The organism is Streptococcus sp. SCPM-O-B-15277 (M60), from assembly GCF_058200335.1.
Window position 1 is genome coordinate 75,176 of sequence record NZ_JBYQGR010000001.1, and the last position, 22,425, is coordinate 97,600.

At 41.4% G+C, this 22,425-nt stretch carries 20 protein-coding genes; 17 read left to right on the top strand and 3 right to left on the bottom strand.

Annotation, left to right across the window (positions count from 1 at the left end):
• The first annotated feature begins 194 nt into the window (after positions 1-194).
• The 6 genes from AC3E9F_RS00400 (at position 195) to AC3E9F_RS00425 (ending at position 6,619) form a co-directional block, all read left to right on the top strand.
• Positions 195-1,394 (top strand): phosphoglycerate kinase, encoded by a 1,200-nt coding sequence (locus AC3E9F_RS00400; protein WP_004251735.1) that lies wholly within the window; start codon positions 195-197, stop codon positions 1,392-1,394.
• A 279-nt stretch (positions 1,395-1,673) separates the two neighbouring features.
• Positions 1,674-2,624 carry a dihydropteroate synthase gene (folP, locus tag AC3E9F_RS00405; protein WP_263394540.1) on the top strand — a complete coding sequence of 317 codons (951 nt, stop codon included), beginning with the start codon at positions 1,674-1,676 and terminating at the stop codon, positions 2,622-2,624.
• Between the two features lies 1 nt (position 2,625).
• Positions 2,626-3,924, top strand: a complete 1,299-nt coding sequence (locus AC3E9F_RS00410; RefSeq protein WP_263394047.1) for a bifunctional folylpolyglutamate synthase/dihydrofolate synthase — start codon at positions 2,626-2,628, stop codon at positions 3,922-3,924.
• 3 nt (positions 3,925-3,927) lie between these two features.
• Complete coding sequence (gene folE / locus AC3E9F_RS00415) at positions 3,928-4,482, top strand: GTP cyclohydrolase I FolE (protein WP_263394046.1); 555 nt, start codon at positions 3,928-3,930, stop codon at positions 4,480-4,482.
• Positions 4,483-4,521: 39 nt separating this feature from the next.
• The gene (gene folK, locus AC3E9F_RS00420) at positions 4,522-5,343 is read left to right on the top strand and encodes a 2-amino-4-hydroxy-6-hydroxymethyldihydropteridine diphosphokinase (RefSeq protein ID WP_263394045.1); all 822 of its coding nucleotides are present in this window, start codon (positions 4,522-4,524) and stop codon (positions 5,341-5,343) included.
• Complete coding sequence (locus tag AC3E9F_RS00425; RefSeq protein WP_263394044.1) at positions 5,336-6,619, top strand: DUF308 domain-containing protein; 1,284 nt, start codon at positions 5,336-5,338, stop codon at positions 6,617-6,619. Before folK ends, AC3E9F_RS00425 begins: the two co-directional genes overlap by 8 nt.
• Positions 6,620-6,652: 33 nt before the next feature.
• Here the strand turns inward: AC3E9F_RS00425 and AC3E9F_RS00430 are convergent, their stop codons facing one another.
• Positions 6,653-6,970: a DUF960 domain-containing protein gene (locus AC3E9F_RS00430; RefSeq protein ID WP_263394043.1), complete on the bottom strand. Its 318-nt coding sequence runs from the start codon at positions 6,968-6,970 to the stop codon at positions 6,653-6,655.
• A gap of 204 nt (positions 6,971-7,174) precedes the next feature.
• Here AC3E9F_RS00430 and ccpA point away from each other — a divergent pair, with 204 nt between their 5' ends.
• Complete coding sequence (gene ccpA, locus AC3E9F_RS00435) at positions 7,175-8,182, top strand: catabolite control protein A (RefSeq protein WP_263394042.1); 1,008 nt, start codon at positions 7,175-7,177, stop codon at positions 8,180-8,182.
• A 40-nt stretch (positions 8,183-8,222) separates the two neighbouring features.
• On the opposite strand, the gene AC3E9F_RS00440 is transcribed toward ccpA, so the two are convergent.
• Positions 8,223-9,185, bottom strand: coding sequence for an asparaginase (locus AC3E9F_RS00440; protein ID WP_263394041.1), 963 nt, complete (start codon positions 9,183-9,185; stop codon positions 8,223-8,225).
• A 65-nt stretch (positions 9,186-9,250) separates the two neighbouring features.
• Here AC3E9F_RS00440 and AC3E9F_RS00445 point away from each other — a divergent pair, with 65 nt between their 5' ends.
• Positions 9,251-10,642: a Cof-type HAD-IIB family hydrolase gene (locus AC3E9F_RS00445; protein WP_263394040.1), complete on the top strand. Its 1,392-nt coding sequence runs from the start codon at positions 9,251-9,253 to the stop codon at positions 10,640-10,642.
• Between the two features lie 29 nt (positions 10,643-10,671).
• Here the strand turns inward: AC3E9F_RS00445 and AC3E9F_RS00450 are convergent, their stop codons facing one another.
• The gene (locus AC3E9F_RS00450; protein WP_263394039.1) at positions 10,672-11,124 is read right to left on the bottom strand and encodes a universal stress protein; all 453 of its coding nucleotides are present in this window, start codon (positions 11,122-11,124) and stop codon (positions 10,672-10,674) included.
• 144 nt (positions 11,125-11,268) lie between these two features.
• Here AC3E9F_RS00450 and AC3E9F_RS00455 point away from each other — a divergent pair, with 144 nt between their 5' ends.
• From AC3E9F_RS00455 to rsmH, 9 genes are all read left to right on the top strand, one after another.
• On the top strand, positions 11,269-12,108 hold the full coding sequence (locus AC3E9F_RS00455) for a metallophosphoesterase family protein (RefSeq protein WP_263394038.1): 840 nt from the start codon (positions 11,269-11,271) through the stop codon (positions 12,106-12,108).
• A 70-nt stretch (positions 12,109-12,178) separates the two neighbouring features.
• Positions 12,179-12,616 carry an Rrf2 family transcriptional regulator gene (locus AC3E9F_RS00460; RefSeq protein WP_263394037.1) on the top strand — a complete coding sequence of 146 codons (438 nt, stop codon included), beginning with the start codon at positions 12,179-12,181 and terminating at the stop codon, positions 12,614-12,616.
• A gap of 196 nt (positions 12,617-12,812) precedes the next feature.
• Positions 12,813-15,032 carry a single-stranded-DNA-specific exonuclease RecJ gene (recJ, locus tag AC3E9F_RS00465; RefSeq protein ID WP_490672668.1) on the top strand — a complete coding sequence of 740 codons (2,220 nt, stop codon included), beginning with the start codon at positions 12,813-12,815 and terminating at the stop codon, positions 15,030-15,032.
• 191 nt (positions 15,033-15,223) lie between these two features.
• The gene (locus tag AC3E9F_RS00470; protein ID WP_263394035.1) at positions 15,224-15,886 is read left to right on the top strand and encodes a COG3942 and LysM peptidoglycan-binding domain-containing protein; all 663 of its coding nucleotides are present in this window, start codon (positions 15,224-15,226) and stop codon (positions 15,884-15,886) included.
• A 313-nt stretch (positions 15,887-16,199) separates the two neighbouring features.
• Entirely contained in the window at positions 16,200-17,861 is a 1,662-nt protein-coding gene (locus AC3E9F_RS00475) for a ribonuclease J (RefSeq protein WP_263394034.1), read from the top strand.
• Positions 17,862-17,929: 68 nt separating this feature from the next.
• Positions 17,930-18,709, top strand: a complete 780-nt coding sequence (locus AC3E9F_RS00480) for an alpha/beta hydrolase (protein ID WP_490672669.1) — start codon at positions 17,930-17,932, stop codon at positions 18,707-18,709.
• Positions 18,710-18,817: 108 nt separating this feature from the next.
• Positions 18,818-19,519 (top strand): matrixin family metalloprotease, encoded by a 702-nt coding sequence (locus AC3E9F_RS00485; RefSeq protein WP_263394032.1) that lies wholly within the window; start codon positions 18,818-18,820, stop codon positions 19,517-19,519.
• A 56-nt stretch (positions 19,520-19,575) separates the two neighbouring features.
• Complete coding sequence (uvrC, locus tag AC3E9F_RS00490; RefSeq protein ID WP_263394031.1) at positions 19,576-21,402, top strand: excinuclease ABC subunit UvrC; 1,827 nt, start codon at positions 19,576-19,578, stop codon at positions 21,400-21,402.
• A 68-nt stretch (positions 21,403-21,470) separates the two neighbouring features.
• Positions 21,471-22,421, top strand: coding sequence for a 16S rRNA (cytosine(1402)-N(4))-methyltransferase RsmH (gene rsmH / locus AC3E9F_RS00495; RefSeq protein WP_263394030.1), 951 nt, complete (start codon positions 21,471-21,473; stop codon positions 22,419-22,421).
• Positions 22,422-22,425: the final 4 nt, after the last annotated feature.

The following is a 22,425-nucleotide window of genomic DNA, read 5'->3' on the forward strand; positions in this document are numbered from 1 at the left end:
AAGATTTGACTTTTAAAAGTCAAATCTTTTTTTGTCTTGCTGAGGTTAAAAATGGGAGTACCTATTGTTACTTGAGGGATTCTCTAAATTTACCTGTGAGAAATGGTTCAGAGTAAAAGTTTAAGGTTTTGCTATCTCTTTTATTGATTTTGTGATATAATTAACACGTAAAAAAAAAGAAGGAGTCATATCTAATGGCAAAATTGACTGTTAAAGACGTTGACTTGAAAGGGAAAAAAGTTCTCGTTCGTGTTGACTTCAACGTACCTGTAAAAGATGGCGTGATCACTAACGATAACCGTATCACTGCAGCTCTTCCAACTATCAAGTACATCCTTGAACAAGGTGGACGTGCAATCCTCTTCTCTCACCTTGGACGTGTAAAAGAAGAAGCAGATAAAGAAGGTAAATCACTTGCTCCTGTAGCTGCTGACTTGGCTGCTAAATTGGGTCAAGAAGTTAAATTTATCCCAGGTGTTACTCGTGGTGCTGAATTGGAAGCAGCTGTTAACGCTCTTGAAGATGGACAAGTTCTCTTGGTTGAAAACACTCGTTACGAAGATGTTGACGGCAAGAAAGAATCTAAAAACGATCCTGAACTTGGTAAATACTGGGCATCACTTGGAGATGGTATCTTCGTAAACGATGCATTCGGTACAGCTCACCGTGCACACGCATCGAACGTTGGTATCTCAGCAAACGTTGATAAAGCTGTTGCTGGTTTCCTTCTTGAAAACGAAATTGCTTACATCAAAGAAGCAGTTGAAGCTCCAGAACGTCCATTCGTAGCTATCCTTGGTGGATCTAAAGTATCTGACAAGATCGGTGTTATCGAAAACTTGCTTGAAAAAGCTGATAAAGTTCTTATCGGTGGTGGTATGACTTACACATTCTACAAAGCACAAGGTATCGAAATCGGGAACTCACTTGTAGAAGAAGACAAATTGGATGTTGCTAAATCTCTTCTTGAAAAATCAAATGGTAAATTGATCTTGCCAGTTGACTCAAAAGAAGCGAACGCATTTGCTGACTACACTGAAGTGAAAGATACTGAAGGTGAAGCAGTAGACCCAGGATTCCTTGGTCTTGATATCGGTCCTAAATCAATCGCTAAATTCGACCAAGAATTGACTGGTGCGAAAACAGTTGTATGGAACGGACCAATGGGTGTATTTGAAAACCCTGACTTCCAAGCTGGTACAATCGGTGTGATGGACGCTATCGTGAAACAACCAGGCGTTAAATCAATCATCGGTGGTGGTGACTCAGCTGCTGCAGCGATCAACCTTGGACGTGCAGACAAATTCTCATGGATCTCTACTGGTGGTGGTGCATCTATGGAACTCCTTGAAGGTAAAGAACTTCCAGGTCTTGCAGCTTTGACTGAAAAATAAGAATATAAAAAAGAGGCTGGGACAAAAGTCCTAGCCTCTCAATTGTCTTTGAATTGTCAAGCAAGACGCAGTGGTTGAGTAGGCTCTACTAGGCTTTTTACAGCCCTACTTAACTGTGCGGAGGTGGGACGACGAAATCGAATTCTAACGAATGACCGATTTCTGTCCCACTCTCTTTTTTTACGCTCTTTTAAAGTTTGAGACTACCGAGGGATAATTGGACAGAATCCAAAAAAAACAGTAAAATAGAGGAATACCAATCTAAATGAAATTTGAGTGATGATCGTGGAAAAAATAGAGAATCTTACAAAAACAGCTATTTGTGGTATTATCAATGTCACCCCTGATTCTTTTTCAGATGGGGGCCAGTTTTTTGCTGTTGAGGAGGCCTTGAAACAGGCTAAAAAATTGATTGCTGAAGGTGCCACTATTTTAGATATCGGTGGGGAATCCACTCGACCTGGAAGTAGCTATGTTGAGATTGAAGAGGAAATCCAACGTGTGGTTCCAGTCATTAAAGCTATCCGTGCAGAAAGTGATGTTTTAATTTCGGTCGACACTTGGAAGAGTCAGGTAGCAGAAGCAGCTCTAAAAGCGGGTGCCAATATAGTCAATGACATTACAGGTCTCATGGGTGATGAGAAGATGGCGGAGGTGGTTGCGAAAGCAGAAGCTCAAGTCGTCATCATGTTTAATCCGGTCATGGCACGCCCTCAGCACCCTAGTTCGCTCATATTCCCTCATTTTGGATTTGGAGAGCCATTTACTGATAAAGAATTGACTGACTTTGAACAACTAGCAGTAGAAGAGTTGATGGCAGCTTTCTTCAACCGTGCTCTAAGGAGAGCAGAGAAAGCAGGGATTTCGAAAGACAAGATCATGCTAGATCCAGGGATTGGATTTGGTTTGACCAAGAAGGAAAACTTGCTCCTCCTACGTGATATCGATAAGTTGCATGAGATGGGCTATCCTATCTTTTTAGGAGTCTCTCGCAAGCGCTTTGTTATCAATATCCTTGAAGAGAATGGTTTTGAAGTCAATCCGGAAACTGAAGAAGGCTTCCGCAATCGGGATACTGCTTCGGCTCATGTGACTAGCATTGCTGCAAGACAAGGTGTAGAAGTGGTGCGCGTGCACGATGTAGTTAGTCATAAGATGGCAATCGAGATTGCAACAGCCATCCGTCTGGCTGATGATGCGGAAAATTTAGATTTGAAACAGTATAAATAAGATGAACAATAACGAAACGAATCAGTGGATAGCTAACTATCGGACAGACCAACCGCATTTTAGTTTGGAGAGGATGGTGGAGCTATTAGCCCTACGTGACAATCCCCACCTTAAGCTTAAGGTTATTCACATCGGAGGCACCAATGGCAAGGGTTCTACCATAGCTTTCTTGAAAACCATGTTAGAAAAGATGGGGCTTAGAGTTGGCGTCTTTAGCTCACCCTATCTGATTCATTACACGGACCAGATTGCTATTAACGGGGAATCCATCCCAGAAGCGAGATTAGAGACCTTGATGGCGGACTATCGCTCACTACTGGAAAGAGAGCATGCTCCGGCCTTACAAGGAACGACAGAGTTCGAGATTATCACTGCTATCGCTTATGACTATTTTGCTTCTGAGCAAGTTGATGTGGCCATTATGGAAGTAGGTATGGGTGGACTTTTGGATAGCACCAATGTTTGTCAGCCTATCTTAACAGGTATTACGACCATTGGGTTGGACCACGTAGCTTTACTAGGGGATAGCTTGGAAGCTATCGCGGAGCAAAAGGCTGGCATTATCAAACAAGGAATTCCCCTGGTAACAGGGAACATTGTCCCAGAAGCCTTGGCGGTAATCGACCAGATTGCGAAAGCGAAACAAGCTCCTAGGCTTGCTTATAGGGATGATTATCAGGTCAGCCATCATGAGAGTATTGAAACTGGAGAGGTCTTTGACTATACAAGTTCGTTTAGACAGGGTCGTTTTCAGACAGGTCTACTTGGCATTCATCAGGTAGAGAATGCTGGGATGGCCATAACCCTGTTGGATACCTATTGCCAAGAGACTGGACGAGAATTGGCAAGTAATGACTTGATTGCTCAAGCTTTAGAAGAAACAAGTTGGCCAGGACGCTTGGAAATTGTTTCTAAAGGTCCCTTGGTGATTTTGGATGGAGCCCACAATCCCCATGCAATCAAGGCTTTGGTAGCAACCTTGCAAGAACGCTTTGCCGACTACCAGAAGGAAATCCTCTTTACTTGTATTAAAACTAAGGCTTTAGAGGATATGTTAGATTTATTAGAGAACTTACCAGGTACTAATCTTACACTAACACATTTTGAGGATGGTCGGGCGACCGACGAAGAGGTGCTAAAAGAAGCAGCCCGTTCTAGAAAACTTAACTATCAAAGTTGGCAGGCATTTCTAGATCAAAAAATGAAAGACAATGAAGAGAAAAAAACAGTTCGGATAGTGACGGGCTCCTTGTATTTCTTGAGCCAGGTGAGAGCCTATCTGATGGAGAGGAAAAACTAGAGAATGGATACACAAAAGATTGAGACAGCTGTTAAAATGATTATCGAAGCTGTTGGTGAGGATATAAACCGCGAAGGCTTGCAGGAAACTCCTGCACGTGTAGCCCGCATGTATCAGGAGATTTTTTCAGGACTTGGTCAAACGGCGGAGGAGCATTTGTCAAAATCCTTTGAAATTATCGACGATAATATGGTAATAGAAAAGGATATCTTTTTCCATACCATGTGTGAACATCACTTCTTGCCCTTTTATGGAAAAGCTCATATCGCCTACATTCCAGATGGACGGGTGGCAGGTTTGTCAAAGCTGGCACGTACAGTTGAAGTTTATGCTAAAAAGCCACAGATTCAAGAACGCTTGAATATCGAAGTGGCAGATGCTTTGATGGAATATCTAGGTGCCAAAGGTGCTTTCGTTGTGATTGAAGCTGAGCATATGTGTATGAGTATGCGAGGTGTTCGAAAACCAGGAACTGCAACTTTGACAACAGTAGCTCGCGGTGTATTTGAGACGGATAAGGATCTTCGAGACCAAGCATATCGTCTGATGGGACTATAAAACATTCGCTTCAAGCGGATGTTTCTAGAAAGGATAGTTATGGATCAACTGCGAATTAAAGATCTAGAAATTTTTGCCTTCCACGGACTCTTTCCTAGTGAGAAAGAACTGGGGCAAAAGTTTGTCATTTCAGCTAGCTTATCTTATGATATGACCAAGGCTGCGACAGAATTGGACTTGAAGTCTTCTATCCACTATGGAGAGCTATGTCAACAATGGACAACATGGTTTCAGGAAAATACTGAGGATTTGATTGAAACAGTCGCCTACAAACTTGTCGAGCGTACACTTGAGACTTACCCTATCGTTCAAGAAATTGAGTTAGAACTTAAAAAACCTTGGGCGCCAGTTCATCTACCCTTGGAGACCTGTTCAGTAACCATCCATCGCCGTAAGCAGCGAGCCTTTATTGCCTTGGGAAGTAATATGGGAGATAAAAAGGCTAATCTCAAACGCGCGATTGCTAACATGAGTGCTCGCGGGATTCGTATTCTCAAAGAGTCCAGTGTGATTACAACTGAGCCGTGGGGTGGTGTAGAGCAAGATAGTTTTGCCAATCAGGTCATTGAAGTGGAAACCTGGTTGCCGGCTCCAATCTTGCTAGAAACCTTGTTGGCCATTGAGTCAGAGATGGGACGAGTCAGGGAAGTGCATTGGGGACCTCGTTTGATTGATTTAGATTTGCTCTTTGTCGAGGACCAAGTCATCTACACAGATGAGCTTATCTTGCCACATCCTTATATCGCTGAGCGTTTATTTGTCCTAGAGTCACTTCAAGAGATAGCCCCACATTTTATCCATCCAGTCTTGGGACAACCAATTCGTCACTTGCTTAATCAGTTGGAGCAAGGAAATGCCTAAACTTTCCGAGACCTATAGCAAGTGGAAGAGTATTGGGGAGGGACTGCTTGCTATTACTTTAGGGATTCTCTTGATTCGTTTTGGACAAGTTGTTCCACGGATGGGGTACCAGTTGCTGATTGGCTACTTTTCCTTGTCAGCGGTTTGGCAATTATTGACTCGCTGGTTTCAGGATAAAAAACGTAGAGAAAATATCCTTGTAACCTTGGCTAAGCTGATAGTTGCGGCTCTCGTGTTTGACTCCATCATCTGGCAAGACATCGCCCTTTATCTCCTAGTTTTTGTCATTGCGAGCTATCAGTTGTTTACGGGTGGCATTAGTCTTGTTACCTGGTTTCTCTATCGAAAAAATGCCATTCACCCTCGACTCCATCATTTCTTCGATGCTGTATGGATGATAGGATTTGGTCTTTATAGCATTTCTCCTTTTCACGATGCGGCGAATTTTGAATTGCTCTTGCTTGGATGTTACTTGCTCATGCTAGGAGCAAGCAGTCTTCGGGATGGTTTCTTTTTTGAGAGGATTGAAAACAATCCCAAGCTGAAGCGTCGAATGCGAATGACTTTGCCAATCTTTGTGACAGCTCTAATCCCTATCAGCACCTTGCGTAAACTGAATAAGTGGCTGTCAAATCATGAAGGCCAAGAAGGAGAAGTGCATTCAGAAAGAAAAAACGACCAGACGGTTGATCTGGAGATTTTTGTCCATACTTCAGAAACCTCATTTTTCCTCGCAATGGGACATGTGGATATTTGTTATCAAGGGAAGGTTATTTCCTATGGTTCGTATGATCCCCAATCGGAGCGTCTATTTGGCATGGTCGGAGATGGTGTCTTGTTTAAGGCCAATCGAGAAAAATATATTGAACTTTGTAAGAGGGAAAGTCAAAAGACCTTGTTTGCTTATGGTCTGAGTTTGACAGACCAACAGAAAGCTGCTATCCAGGATCGTTTAGCAGAGATAGAAGGCCTGTTAATTCCTTGGGAGCCAAGCTCGCAGTTGATGAAAAGAAGAGAGGGCGAGGTCAAGCATACCTACTCCTACCAGCTGAAACAGGAAGCAGATGCGACGCTTTATAAATTCAGCTCATCTGAATTCAAGACCTACTTTGTTCTCAGTACCAATTGTGTTTTACTGGCAGACTCTATCGTGGGAAAAGCTGGGACTGATATATTGAGTCCCCAAGGTTTCATTGTGCCAGGGACTTACCAGGATTACCTTGACTTAGAGTATACAAAACCCAATGGTCTGGTTGTTAGTCGCTCCATTTATTAGAAAAAGAAAACTCTAGTCAGGAGACTAGAGTTTTTAAAATAGGTCATTTTCTTCAGGGAGAAGGATCGTTTCCTTGCCGTCCATATCCATGACAAGTACTTTTGGTGGATATAATGGATCAAAGGGGTGACTAAAATCGAAGTCAATCGTTGTAGATAGATGTTGACTTGAAAAACGGAAGGTGATGGAGCCGTCACGGTTTAAGAGCTGAAATTCCAACTCATCTTCTAATTCAAAAACATGCTTTAAAAAATGATCGATAATGTACCAGATTGAGTCAATCACATCGTCTGGAAGATTTGTTACCACACCAAAGCTGGCACAACGTCTATGTGAATCCGTAAAAGCCATCCATGCCTCCTACTTAATTTTTTATTATCATACTCCAAACTGCTCTAAAAATCAAGAAAAGTAAACTGATTTACAAAAATATGATGACGGATGCAATTTTTTTAAAGAAAGTTCAGTTAGCTCTTGAAAATGCTTACAATTAGTGGTAAACTAGTAGTAGTGTAAACATGAAAACAAAATTTTCAAGATTAGAAAGGAAACGGTATGAACACAGATGATACAGTAACCATTTATGACGTTGCCCGAGAAGCAGGAGTTTCAATGGCAACTGTCAGTCGTGTAGTCAATGGCAACAAGAATGTCAAGGAAAACACTCGTAAGAAAGTTCTAGAGGTGATTGATCGCCTAGACTATCGTCCAAATGCAGTAGCTCGTGGCTTAGCAAGCAAACGAACAACAACTGTTGGGGTTGTCATCCCAGATATCACGAACACTTATTTTGCTGCGCTAGCAAAAGGGATTGATGATATTGCAGAGATGTACAAGTATAACATCGTCCTTGCCAATAGTGATGAGGATGATGAAAAAGAAGTGGCAGTAGTGAATACACTCTTTTCAAAACAAGTTGATGGTATTATCTTTATGGGCTATCACTTAACAGAGAAAATTCGCTCAGAGTTTTCACGTTCACGTACTCCTGTAGTTCTTGCAGGAACAGTGGATGTAGAACACCAGCTTCCAAGTGTTAATATTGATTATAAGAATGCTACTGCGGATGCTGTTCGCCATTTGTTGAAGCGTAACAAGAAAATTGCCTTTGTGAGTGGACCATTGGTAGATGATATTAACGGTAAGATTCGCTTGGTTGGCTACAAAGATGCTTTGAAAGAAGCAGGAGTTAACTACAGTGAAGGACTTGTATTTGAGTCTAAATATCGCTATGATGATGGTTATGCTTTGGCGGAACGCTTAGTTTCTTCAAAAGCGACTGCAGCGATTGTGACTGGTGATGAATTGGCAGCAGGGCTCTTGAATGGTTTGGCTGATCACGGAATTTCTGTACCAGAGGACTTTGAGATTATTACTAGTGATGATTCTCAAATCGCACGCTATACTCGTCCAAACCTTACAACTATCGCACAACCCTTGTATGATTTAGGTGCGATTAGTATGCGTATGTTGACGAAGATTATGCATAAAGAGGAGTTAGAAGAACGCGAAGTCCTCCTACCTCATGGTTTGACAGAGCGCAAGTCAACTCGTAAAGACTAATAAAAAGCCTAGGAAGTCAGATGATTTCCTAGGTCTTTTCTTATCCTTCCATATATAATCGGAGTTGTTGGTCTTTAAGTCCAGCATTGATTGCGATAAGAAGCTTCAGTCGTGCCTTTTGCGCGTTTAGTTCTTTTACAAAATAAACACCATCATTCTGAAGACAAACACCACCGCCTTCGTAGGCGTAAACAGGTTCTGCAATCCCATTGAAACAACGAGAGACTAGTGCAATCGGAAGCCCTGCTTGACTGAGAGATTTTAATTTTTCAGCTGTTTCTTTTGGTACATTTCCAGCACCAAAAGCCTGAATAACCAATCCATCTAGTTGGTCAACAGGCAGTAAATCGAGAAGTTCATCGGTCATGCCTGCATAAACTGGGATGATAGGAACCAACCCTTGAATGCTCTCAAGGTCAAAACGAACACGAGGTTCCGCAGTCTTGAAGTAGAGAATCTCATGCTTCATGATAAGTCCAAGTGGACCATGAGTTGGTGTTTGAAAAGTGCTAACATTTGTAGTGTGGGTTTTTGTGACGTATTTGGCAGCGTGAATTTCATCGTTCATCACTACGAGTACGCCCTTATCAGCAGCTTTGTCATCGCTAGCAACACGTAGGGCGCTAAGATAGTTATAGACGCCATCACTTCCTAGCTCATTGGAAGATCTCATAGCACCTGTCAGAACGATAGGTATATGAGGCACCTCCATTGTGTCGAGGAAATAAGCCGTTTCTTCTAGTGTATCTGTCCCATGTGTAATGACAACACCATCATAGGACGATGCCTCTTGTTTAATCTTTTTGTAGAGAGCCAACATATGCTTAGGCTTGATGTATGGGCTGGGCAAATTTAAAAAATCCAAGGAATGGACTTCGATACCTTCGAGAGGATTAGAGATATGATTCATAGGGTTATCAGCACTAGTCCTTACAGCTCCAGATTCATCTGCCTGCATGGAAATAGTGCCACCGGTATGTAAAACAAGGATTTTCTTAGTCATGATTCACTCACTTTTTCTGAAATGTGGTATAATCATTGTATCATAAAAGAAAGGAATGAGATAGAATGGAAGTCAAAGCTGTGTTTTTTGATATTGATGGAACGCTTGTAAATGACAGTAAGAGTGTTTTGAAGTCCACAAAGGAAGCTATCAAGATTGTGAAAGAACAAGGGGTGCTTGTTGGGGTAGCAACAGGGCGAGGACCTTTTTTTGTTAAGGATTTGATGGATGATTTGGATCTGGATTTTGCAGTGACCTACAATGGCCAATATATCTTTAACAAAGATCGCGTTCTTTTTGCTAGCCCTATTGATAAGAGAAGTCTTAGACAAATCATCTCTTATGCTAAGAAAAATCGAAAAGAGATTGCCATGGGAACGCGACAAGACGTTGTCGGTTCTCGGATTATGTCCTTTGGGCTCAGTCCTCTTTCACAACTCGTCAGTCGTTTTGTACCTAAATTTTTGACTCGTACAGTTAGTCATTCCTTTAATCGTATGGTCAGTAAGGCCCTTCCTCAGAAGGAAGATGATTTGTTGAACTTAATCAATCAACCAATCTATCAGGTGCTTATGTTGATGACACCTGAGGAGACAAACAAGGCTGCTGAAGCATTAAATCATTTGAAATTTACCAGAAGTAATCCATTCGCGGCCGATATTATCAATCAAGGAAATTCTAAGTTAGAGGGTATCCGTCGTGTCGGGAAAGAGTATGGTTTTGATCTCAATCAAGTCATGGCTTTTGGAGACTCGGATAATGATTTGGAAATGTTGGCTGGTGTTGGGATGTCTGTTGCCATGGGAAATGGTAGTAGCAGCGTAAAAGAAGTTGCCAAGCATATTACTGCCAGCAACCAAAACGATGGGATTCACAAGGCTTTGGAATATTTTGGAGTTTTGTCTTCTGAAAAAGTCTTTGTCAGTCGTGACTATCATTTTAATAAGGTTAAGACCTTCCATCGTATGATGGATGAGCGAACTCAAGAAGAACCTATAGCTTGGGATTTAGAAGGGGCGACCCACCGTGCTGGCTTTAAGATTGAAGAATTAGTTGAATTTGTCCGTGCTGCAAGCAATTCTGAAGAGGAATTTCAACAAGCTGTGCAGGATTTACACCAAGCACTTGATATAGCTGCCGAAAAAGTATCTCAGTCAACACCAGCTGAGAAAACCCTCGTTGGTCAAGTAGATGCTTTGATTGATACGCTCTACTTTACCTATGGAAGTTTTGTTCTAATGGGGGTAGACCCAGAGCGAATCTTTGAAATTGTCCATCAAGCAAACATGGGTAAAATCTTCCCAGATGGTAAAGCTCATTTTGATCCAGTGACCCACAAAATCTTGAAACCAGATAACTGGAAAGAAAAATACGCCCCAGAACCTGCGATCAAAAAGGAGATAGAGCGCCAAATTAAGGCTTATGAACGCCATAAAGAAAGAGAAAACCAAAAATAAAAGGAGCATCTGCTCCTTTTATTTTTGGTTTATAAAGTTTTATCCTTGTCTCGAACGACGAGAAGGTCAACGCTTGTATGGCGAAGGATATATTCAGATGAAGATCCGACAAGCAGACGTTCGAAGGCGTTCAGTCCTGTTGCTCCAACCAAAATCAAATCAACGTGTTCTTGGTCAGGGATTGTTTTAGCTAAAAGAGTTTTAGGATTTCCCATTTCGATGACAACTTGAATATCATTCAGACCAGCGTCTCTTGCACGCTTTTCATATTCTGCCATCAAGTCTTGTGCCTCGACTTGTAACTCTTCGTAAACTTCTGCATCGAATGTTGAAATGCTTTGAAGAGCACGAGTATCAATTACATGGGCGATGGTTAGTTTAGCCTGGTTACGCACTGCTGACTGAACTCCCTTAACAAAAGCCAAATCAGCTTCTTTAGAACCGTCGACTGCTACCATGATGTTTTCGTAACGTTGAGTCATAGCAAAAACCTCCTCATTTCTTATCACCCTCATTGTAATCCTTTTCACTAAAAAAGTAAAGTAAAACATGATAGTAAAAAGAGGCTTTTTGACTTTAGTTTTGAGAGTGATATAATTAAATGTGAGAAAACAAGAGGGATTGATATGACAAAAATTGCGGTACTTTCAGATATTCATGGCAACACAGGAGCACTGGAAGCAGTTCTCGCAGACGCTGAGAAGGCAGGAGTAGAAGAATATTGGCTCTTGGGCGATATTCTCATGCCAGGGACAGGACGAAAAAGTATCCTCAGACGATTGGAGGAATTGCCGATTACGGTTCGGGTTCTGGGGAATTGGGAAGAAAGTTTGTGGCGGGCTGCTCACCGAAAATTGGATACAAGTAGGCCCAGTCATCGCTACCTTTTGCGTCAATGTCAGTATATCATGGAAGAAATTAGTCTAGATGAGATTGAAGAACTTCAGGATTTTCCTATGCACACCCATCGCCAGTTTGGAAATCTAAAGGTGGGGATTAGTCATCATTTACCGGATAAAAATTGGGGAAGAGAACTGATTCATCTTGGAAAACAGGAAGATTTTGATCGTTTGGTGACTAATCCTGACTGCGATATTGCCATCTATGGTCATATCCACCAACAATTTTTACGTTATGGAAGTGGTGGACAACTCATTTTGAATCCAGGTTCGATTGGGCAGCCTTTCTTTTTATCAACAAGTCTGCGTGAGGACTTGCGAGCCCAGTATATGATTTTGGAATTTGATGACAAAGGATTGAGAGATATCGACTTTCGTCGTGTTGATTATGATGTTGAGGAAGAACTACAGCTGGCTAGGGAGTTACAATTACCCTATTATCAGGTGTATTATGAAAGTTTAGTCAATGGAATTCACCATACTCACAATCAGGACTTGCTACATGAAATTGCACAAAATCAAGGGCATGATGCAGAATTGGATGACTGGCTCAGTCGTAACTCTTGACATTACAACTATAGGAGCTATAATAAATATAAGATAAGAATGAGCTTAGTTAACGAAAAAGGAGGACTGCATGCAAATTTCAAGTCGCTTTACCATCTCAACCCATATGCTAGTTATTATCGCCCTAAAAGGGAAGGAAAGTAAAGTAACTAGTGATTTTCTAGCTAGTAGCGTAGGAGTCAATCCTGTTATTATCCGCAAAACCTTGTCCCAACTGAAAAAAGCGGACTTGATTTCTGTTGCGCGTGGTACTGGAGGGGCAGAAATTATCAAAAATCTTGAAGATATTAGTCTCTTGGATATCTATCAAGCAGTTGAATGTCTCGGGAAGACGGGTCAACTCTTTAGCTTTCATGATAATCCGAATCCAAATTGTCCAGTTGGAGCCAATATTCATGTAGTTTTAGATGAGAAATTACTTCAAATCCAGCAAGCTATGGAAGAAGAATTGAGTCGGACTAGTCTTGCTCAACTGGTTGCAGATACAGAAGCAAGAATTCAACATTAACCTTAAAAATAAAGAACACCTGAATGACTAAGCTGAAAAGTCTAGTTGTTGAGGTGTTTTTATTTGTTAAATATGCTGGCAATTACTTTCATTAACTTGACCATTTTAGCTAGAAATGCGGTTGGAATAACAGGAGAAAAACTAAAAATCGTGTTATAATAAATGAATAGAATCGTAAGAAAGAGTGGATGATTGTGTGATAATTCCTACTTATAATTGGCAATTTTCTCCGCAGGTTGAGGATGCGGATTTTACAAAGATAGCCAAGAGTGTAGGCTTGAGTTCTGAAGTCGCTTGTTTGTTGTTTCAACGTGGAATCAAGGACGAAAGTAGCCTGAAGAAATTTTTAGAACCTTCTTTGGAAGATTTACATGACCCTTATCTATTACATGATATGGATAAGGCAATTGAGCGGATTCGCCTTGCCATCGAACGAGGAGAATTGATTCTCGTCTATGGTGACTACGATGCAGATGGGATGACTTCAGCTTCGATTGTCAAGGAGAGTTTGGAACAATTAGGGGCAGAGTGTCTGGTCTATCTCCCAAATCGTTTTACAGATGGTTATGGTCCAAATGCCAGTGTTTACAAATATTTCATCGAGCAACAGGGTGTGTCTTTGATTGTGACAGTGGATAATGGAGTTGCTGGGCATGAAGCCATTGACTTGGCTCAGTCTATGGGAGTGGATGTCATTGTGACAGACCACCACTCCATGCCAGAAGTTTTACCAGATGCTTATGCAATCGTCCATCCTGAGCACCCAAAAGCAGATTATCCTTTTAAACATTTAGCAGGTTGTGGCGTTGCTTTTAAACTAGCTTGTGCCCTCTTGGAGGAAGTGCAGGTTGAGTTGCTTGACTTGGTTGCCATTGGAACGATTGCGGATATGGTCAGCTTGACGGATGAAAATCGTATCATGGTTCAATATGGTCTAGAAGTTTTGCGAAATACCCAAAGACTAGGTCTCCAAGAACTCTTTGAAGTTGCTGGAATTTCTAGCAGTGATCTTACAGAAGAGACGGTTGGTTTCCAATTAGCTCCTCGTTTGAATGCCCTAGGACGCTTGGACGATTCCAATCCAGCTATTGACTTACTGACTGGATTTGATGATGAAGAGGTGCATGAGATTGCCCTCATGATTCAAGAAAAAAATGAAGAACGCAAGGAAATCGTTCAGGCTATCTATGAAGAAGCTAAAAGCTTGGTAGACCCTAACAAAAGTGTTCAAGTTTTGGCCAAAGAAGGTTGGAATCCAGGAGTGCTTGGGATTGTAGCTGGACGCTTACTGGAAGAATTGGGACAAACGGTGATTGTTCTCAATATTGAAGATGGTCGTGCCAAGGGTAGTGCGCGGAGTATTGAAGCCGTCGATATCTTTGAAGCCTTGGACCCGCATCGGGAACTTTTTATCGCCTTTGGTGGGCATGCAGGCGCTGCAGGTATGACACTTGAAGCTGAACAGCTAGACGCCTTATCGGAAATTTTAGAGACCTATGTAACAGACAAAGGGATAGATGCCAAAGGGAAGAGTACCTTATATCTAGATGAAGAATTAGATTTGGAAAATCTAAGTTTAGAAACGGTTAAAAGTTTTGAACGCTTAGCTCCTTTTGGAATGGACAACCAAAAACCTGTTTTTTATATTCGAGATTTTAAAGTTGAAAATGCTCGTTCTATGGGAGCAGGAGATAGTCATCTGAAATTGAAGATATCCAAAGGGACCGCAAGCTTTGAGGTAGTAGCATTTGGTCAAGGGCCAAAGGCTACAGAATTTTCTCAGGTAAAACAACTGGAATTGGCAGTTACCCTTTCTGTTAACCAATGGAATGGGCAAACAACCCTTCAGTTGATGATGGTAGACGCTCGTGTAGACGGTGTTCAACTCTTTAATATTCGTGGGAAGAACGCATCTTTACCAGACAGTGTACCGGTACTGGATTTTACAGGAAAATTGCCTGATATTTCCTTGAGTCCAGCAATCGTTGTCAAGAATCTCCCAGAAGATATCACTATTCTTAAAAACATTTTCCAGCAGTATGATTTCTCAGCTATTTATTTTAAAAATGATATCGACAAACCCTACTATTTGACTGGCTATGGCACAAGAGAGCAATTCGCCAAGCTCTATAAGACGATCTATCAGTTCCCAGAATTCGATATTCGTTATAAACTCAAGGACTTATCAACCTATCTCAAAATTGAGCAAATCTTACTCGTCAAGATGATTCAAATTTTTGAAGAGCTTGGTTTTGTCACGATTGATAATGGTGTGATGAAGGTGAATAAAGAAGCTCCAAAGAGGGGCATTGCTGAAAGTCAGATTTATCAAAATCTCAAGAAAACTGTTAAAGACCAAGAAATGATGGCACTAGGTACAGTACAGGAAATCTATGATTTCTTGATGAAAGAATAAATACAAAGAGGCTGAAGTAACCTATTTCAGTCTCTTTTTGTAAGTGATTTTTAACTTTATGTAGTAAAAGTATACAGATTTGTAACATGACTACAACATAAATCTAAAACAACTGACATGTAAATCAGGTATGATTCTCTTATCAACATAAAAACTAAAAATTATCAATAAAATTTTAGGAGAAAATTGTTATGAAAAAAACAGTTGCTAAACTGACTCTTGGTTTAACATCTACAGCTATTTTGGCTACAGTTGGTGCTCAAACTGTTAGCGCAGACTCTTACGTTGTTCAAGACGGTGATTCATTTTTTGGTATTGCTGCTGCAAGTGGTATGGATCCTTATGAGTTGGCAGCTAATAATGGGAAAACCATTTTTGATACTATCCACCCAGGTGATGTGCTAGAAGTTAGCGGTCCAGCTCAACTTAGCTATTCATACCAAGCTCCTGCTTATGAAGTAACTAGCACTGTTAATGCAGTGGCAGGTGAGGATGTTGTTGTAAATACTCCTACAAACTATGGAAATTCTTATCCTGTTGGTCAGTGTACATGGGGCGTGAAAGAATTGGCTCCATGGGCTAGCAACTGGTGGGGAAATGCTAACACTTGGGCAATCTATGCTAGTGCACAAGGCTTTAAGATAGGAAATGTTCCTGTAGTAGGAGCAATCGCTGTTTGGGATGGCGGTGAATATGGCCACGTTGCTTATGTGACAGATGTTCAAAGTGAGAATTCTATTCAAGTGCTTGAATGTAACTATGATGGTAGTGGAACTCAACCAATTGGAAACTATCGTGGCTTCTTTAATCCTCATAGATCATTAGGTAAAGTTACTTACATTTATCCAAACTAACAATACTTAAAAAGATTTAGAATTTCTAAATCTTTTTTTATGTACTCCGGCCTAGTTTTTAGGATTTTGGTCAGCTAGAAATTTCGGAGCTTCATTCGATTTAATCGTTTAATGATTTTAGACGAAATCTCAAAAAACCTATTTGATGATGAGTAGTGAATGATCTCTAGTTGAAATCCTATCTTCATTTTGAAAATTAGTAAAAAAATGGTATAATGAGAGGAAAAGATTCGGATAAAAGTATATTGGACTTTTAAAAAAAGAGAGTTATGAAGGCTCTACAAACACGTTATAGTAAAACTTCGGAGGGAAAATGACCAATATTAAATTAACAACTTTGGGCGGTGTTCGAGAAAACGGGAAAAACATGTACATTGCAGAAATTAACGACTCTATCTTCGTTTTAGATGCAGGTTTGAAATATCCTGAAAATGAACAGTTGGGTGTCGATGTCGTTATTCCAAATATGGAATATCTGTTTGAAAATAGTGACCGTATTGCGGGTGTCTTTTTAACGCACGGGCATGCGGATGCGATTGGAGCTCTTCCTTATCTCCTATCAGAAGCTAAGGTCCCTGTCTTTGGTTCAGAGTTGACCATCGAACTTGCCAAGCTTTTTGTAAAGGGAAATGATAGCGTCAAGAAATTTGATGATTTCCATGTGATCGATGAAAATACAGAAATCGACTTTGGAGGTACGGAAGTTTCCTTCTTCCGCACAACCCACTCCATCCCAGAAAGTCTGGGTGTCGTTTTAAAAACATCTAAGGGAAGCATCGTCTATACTGGAGATTTCAAATTTGACCAAACGGCTAGCGAATCATATGCAACTGACTTTGGTCGTTTAGCAGAAATTGGTCGCGAAGGAGTTTTAGCTCTTCTAAGCGACTCAGCAAACGCAGACAGTAATATTCAAGTAGCCAGCGAAAGTGAAGTTGGCGATGAAATTACGCAAACCATTTCTGATTGGGATGGACGTATCATCGTAGCTGCCGTTGCAAGTAACCTTTCTCGTATTCAGCAGGTCTTTGACGCTGCTGCAGATACAGGTCGTCGCGTTGTTTTGACGGGATTTGATATTGAAAATATCGTTCGTACAGCTATTCGCTTGAAAAAATTGTCATTGGCTAACGAAAGTCTCTTGATTAAACCTAAAGATATGTCTCGTTTTGAAGACCACGAGTTAATCATCCTTGAAACTGGTCGTATGGGTGAACCGATTAATGGACTCCGTAAAATGTCAATCGGTCGTCACCGCTATGTTGAAATCAAAGATGGGGACTTGGTTTATATCGTTACAACACCATCAATCGCTAAAGAAGCTGTCATGGCACGGGTAGAAAACATGGTCTACCAAGCGGGTGGTATCGTAAAACCGATTACTCAAAGCTTGCGTGTATCAGGACATGGAAATGCGCGTGATTTGCAATTGATGATCAACCTCTTGCAACCTAAGTATCTTTTCCCAATCCAAGGGGAATACCGTGAATTGGATGCTCATGCCAAGGCCGCTATGGCTGTTGGTATGTTGCCAGAACGTATTTTTATCCCGAAAAAAGGAACAACCATGTCTTATGAGCATGGGGATTTCGTTCCATCTGGTGCAGTTACTGCAGGAGATGTCTTGATTGACGGAAATGCCATTGGGGATGTTGGTAATGTCGTTCTTCGTGACCGTAAGGTCTTGTCAGAAGATGGTATTTTCATTGTGGCTATCACTGTTAACCGTCGCGAGAAGAAAATCATTGCCAAGGCTCGAGTGCATACACGTGGATTTGTCTACCTCAAGAAGAGTCGAGATATTCTGCGCGAAAGTACAGAATTGGTGAACCAAACAGTTGAGGACTATCTCCAAGGTGAGGACTTTGACTGGGCTGACCTTAAAGGTAAGGTACGTGATCATTTGGCCAAGTTCCTCTTTGATCAAACCAAACGTCGTCCAGCCATTTTACCAGTAGTCATGGAAGCAAAATAAGGATTCAATAGCAAGAGAGAAAGTCGAGTTTCGGCTTTTTCTTATCTCAAACGAATAAGGAGCAAGTTATGGCAGTAATGAAGATTGAGTATTACTCAGAAGTTTTAGATATGGAGTGGGGAGTAAATGTTCTCTACCCTGATGCATCTCGGGTGACAGAGCCAAACAGTACAGATATTCCAGTCCTCTATCTCCTTCATGGGATGTCAGGGAACCACAACAGTTGGCTCAAACGAACCAATGTAGAGCGCTTGTTGCGAGGGACTAATCTGATTGTTGTCATGCCTAATACAAGTAACGGCTGGTATACAGATACTCAGTATGGCTATAACTACTACACAGCTCTAGCAGAAGAATTACCTCAGGTGCTCAAACGCTTCTTTCCCAATATGACCAACAAACGAGAAAAGACCTTTATCGCTGGTTTATCAATGGGAGGCTACGGTTCCTTTAAGTTAGCACTGTCAACTGACCGTTTCTCACATGCAGCTAGTTTTTCTGGAGCACTTAGCTTTGAGGAGTTTTCTCCTGAGAGTCAAGATTTAGGAACGCGTGCCTACTGGAGAGGTGTGTTTGGCAAAGTTAATGATTGGGTGAATAGCCCTTACTCACTTGAAACACTCGCTAAAAAATCTGATAAGAAAACCAAACTATGGGTATGGTGTGGCGAGCAAGATTATCTCTATGCTGCCAATAATCTAGCAGTGAAGAACCTCAAGAAATTAGGTTTTGATGTAACCTACACCCATAGTGCAGGAACCCACGAGTGGTATTATTGGGAAAAACAATTGGAACGGTTTTTGGCTACACTGCCGATTGATTTTGTTTTGGAAGAACGCTTGTCTTAATTTTAGCTTTCTTTCAGTTTGTTTTAGTAGAATAATAAACCTATCTTTAGAATGGAAATCCATGACTTAAAGATGGGTTCTTATTTTTTTGAGAAAGGTGGGCAAATTATGGGCTGGATTATTCGTGTTTTATATCGATTGTTACTAGGAATTTTGCGGATGTTTTGGCGCCTTGTATGGACGCTTATCTTCTTCATTCTCATCACTTTTGGGATTCTCTGGTATGTGACAGGTGATTTACCTGGGGCCTTCAATCAAATCAGTAAAATGGCTCAAGTCGGCCAAGCAGGCTGGGATCAATGGCAAGAAACTGGTAAATTGCAAGGCTTGTCTCAGACAGATCATCATCAAGATTCAGGCGCAAAATGGGCAAAAGCGCAAGCAAGGATCTATATTGATCCTCAAATGGATGCAACCTTTCAAAAGGCCTACGCAGAAGCTATTACTAACTGGAATCAGACTGGTGCTTTTAAATTTGTACTTGTAACAGATCCTGACCAGGCCAATATTTTCGCTACTGAAATGAATGATGGTTCGACAGCTGTAGCAGGTGAGGCGGAGAGTCAAACCAATCTCCTAACCAAACAATTCACTTCTGTGACTGTTCGCTTAAATCATTATTATCTATCCAATCTAAACTATGGCTATACCTATGAACGCATCTTGCATACGGCAGAACATGAGTTAGGACATGCTATTGGCTTGCAGCATACCAATGAGGTTTCAGTCATGCAACCAGCAGGGTCTTATTATGGTATCCAAGCTCAAGATGTAAAAGAAGTCCAAGAACTCTATGAGTCAGGAGATTAGGAAAACAGAGCTTCTTGATATGAGCAATGAGAGGTGCTTTTTGCTATAATGGAACTATGAATAACTTGATTAAATCCAAGCTCGAGCTCTTGCCGACGAGTCCGGGCTGTTACATTCACAAAGATAAGAACGGTACCATCATCTATGTGGGGAAGGCCAAGAATCTTCGCAATCGGGTGCGGTCGTACTTCAGAGGGAGTCACGATACCAAGACGGAAGCCCTGGTATCTGAGATTGTGGATTTTGAGTTTATCGTCACCGAGTCCAATATTGAGGCCTTGCTTCTTGAGATCAACCTAATCAAGGAAAACAAGCCTAAGTACAATATTATGCTCAAGGATGATAAGTCCTATCCTTTTATCAAAATCACAAATGAGCGCTATCCTCGCTTGATTATCACCCGTCAGGTCAAGAAGGACGGAGGACTCTACTTTGGTCCCTATCCGGATGTGGGCGCGGCCAATGAAATCAAGCGACTTTTAGACCGGATTTTCCCTTTTCGCAAGTGTACCAATCCACCATCAAAGGTTTGTTTTTATTACCATATCGGCCAGTGTATGGCTCATACGGTTTGTCGCAAGGATGAAGCTTATTTTAAAGCTAAGTCCCAAGAAGTCTCTGATTTTCTCAAGGGACAAGACGATAAAATCATTGATGACCTCAAGGAGAAGATGGCTGTGGCAGCCCAAAGTATGGAGTTTGAACGTGCCGCGGAATACCGTGATCTTATCCAGGCTATTGGGACTCTTCGCACCAAACAAAGAGTCATGGCTAAGGATCTCCAAAACCGTGATGTCTTTGGTTATTATGTGGATAAGGGCTGGATGTGTGTACAGGTTTTCTTTGTCCGTCAGGGTAAGCTGATTGAACGCGATGTCAATCTCTTTCCTTACTACAATGATCCAGATGAGGATTTTTTGACCTATGTGGGACAGTTTTATCAAGAAAAATCTCACCTGGTTCCCAATGAAATTTTGATTCCTCAAGATATTGACGAAGAAGCTATCAAGGCTTTGGTGGATACCAAGGTTCTCAAGCCTCAACGTGGGGAGAAGAAGCAGCTTGTTAATCTAGCCATTAAAAATGCGCGTGTTAGTTTAGAGCAGAAATTTAACCTGCTAGAAAAATCAGTTGAGAAGACTCAAGGAGCCATTGAAAACTTGGGACGACTCTTACAAATTCCAACCCCAGTCCGTATCGAGTCTTTTGATAACTCTAATATTATGGGGACTAGTCCTGTCTCTGCTATGGTTGTTTTTGTCAACGGAAAACCGAGCAAGAAGGATTACCGTAAGTATAAAATCAAGACTGTGGTCGGACCAGATGACTATGCAAGTATGCGAGAGGTTATTCGCAGACGCTATGGACGCGTCCAACGTGACGGTTTGACACCGCCAGATTTGATTGTCATTGATGGGGGACAAGGTCAGGTCAATATCGCTAAACAGGTCATTCAAGAAGAGTTGGGGTTAGATATTCCGATCGCAGGCCTGCAAAAGAATGACAAGCACCAAACCCATGAATTGCTCTTTGGAGACCCACTTGAGGTGGTAGAGTTGTCCCGCAATTCTCAAGAATTTTTCCTCCTGCAACGCATTCAGGATGAAGTTCACCGTTTTGCCATTACCTTCCACCGACAACTACGTTCTAAAAATTCCTTCTCTTCTCAATTAGATGGAATTGAAGGTTTGGGTCCAAAACGCAAGCAGAATTTAATGAAATATTTTAAATCTCTGACAAAAATCAAGGAAGCCAGCGTGGATGAGATTGTCGCCGTTGGTATACCAAGAGCTGTGGCAGAAGCAGTTCATCATCACCTGAATCCAGAAGTAGACTCCGCGTTAACTCAAGTAGCTGAGAAGCCAGTTGAATATAAGGAATAAACTAGCAGAGGAATGTTTTAGCTTTAGTGGATGCAAGCTAGTCGGATTTGTGGTAAAATAGATAAGATATGACAAAAGAATTTCATCATGTAACGGTCATGCTCCATGAGACCATTGATATGCTAGATGTGAAACCTGATGGTATTTACGTTGATGCGACCTTGGGAGGAGCAGGACACAGCGAGTATTTATTAAGTAAGTTAAGCGAGAAAGGGCATCTTTATGCCTTTGACCAGGACCAGAATGCCATTGATAATGCGCAAAAACGTCTGGCTCCCTATATCGAAAAGGGCATGGTCACCTTCATCAAGGATAATTTCCGTCATTTGAAGGACCGCTTACATGACTTAGGTGTGACTGAAATTGATGGAATTTGTTATGACTTAGGTGTGTCAAGCCCGCAGTTAGATCAACGTGAACGTGGTTTTTCTTATAAAAAAGATGCCCCGCTTGATATGCGAATGAATCAAGAAGCTAGCTTGACTGCTTATGAGGTGGTCAATCAATATGACTACCATGATTTGGTACGAATCTTTTTCAAATATGGAGAAGATAAGTTTTCCAAACAGATTGCTCGAAAAATTGAACAGGCGCGTGAGCTTAAACCGATCGAGACAACGACTGAGTTGGCAGAGATTATCAAATCTGCCAAACCGGCTAAGGAGCTCAAGAAAAAAGGTCACCCAGCCAAACAAATTTTCCAAGCTATCCGTATCGAAGTCAATGATGAGTTGGGTGCTGCAGATGAATCAATCCAGCAGGCGATTGAACTTCTAGCTCTAGACGGAAGAATTTCAGTCATCACCTTCCATTCGCTTGAAGACCGTTTGACTAAACAGTTATTTAAGGAAGCTTCCACAGTTGAAGTGCCTAAAGGTTTGCCTTTTATTCCAGACGATCTCAAGCCAAAGATGAAATTAGTATCTCGTAAACCAATCTTGCCAAGCAAGGAAGAGTTGGAAGCCAATAATCGTTCCCACTCAGCCAAGCTTCGAGTGGCAAGAAAAATTCACAAGTAAGAGG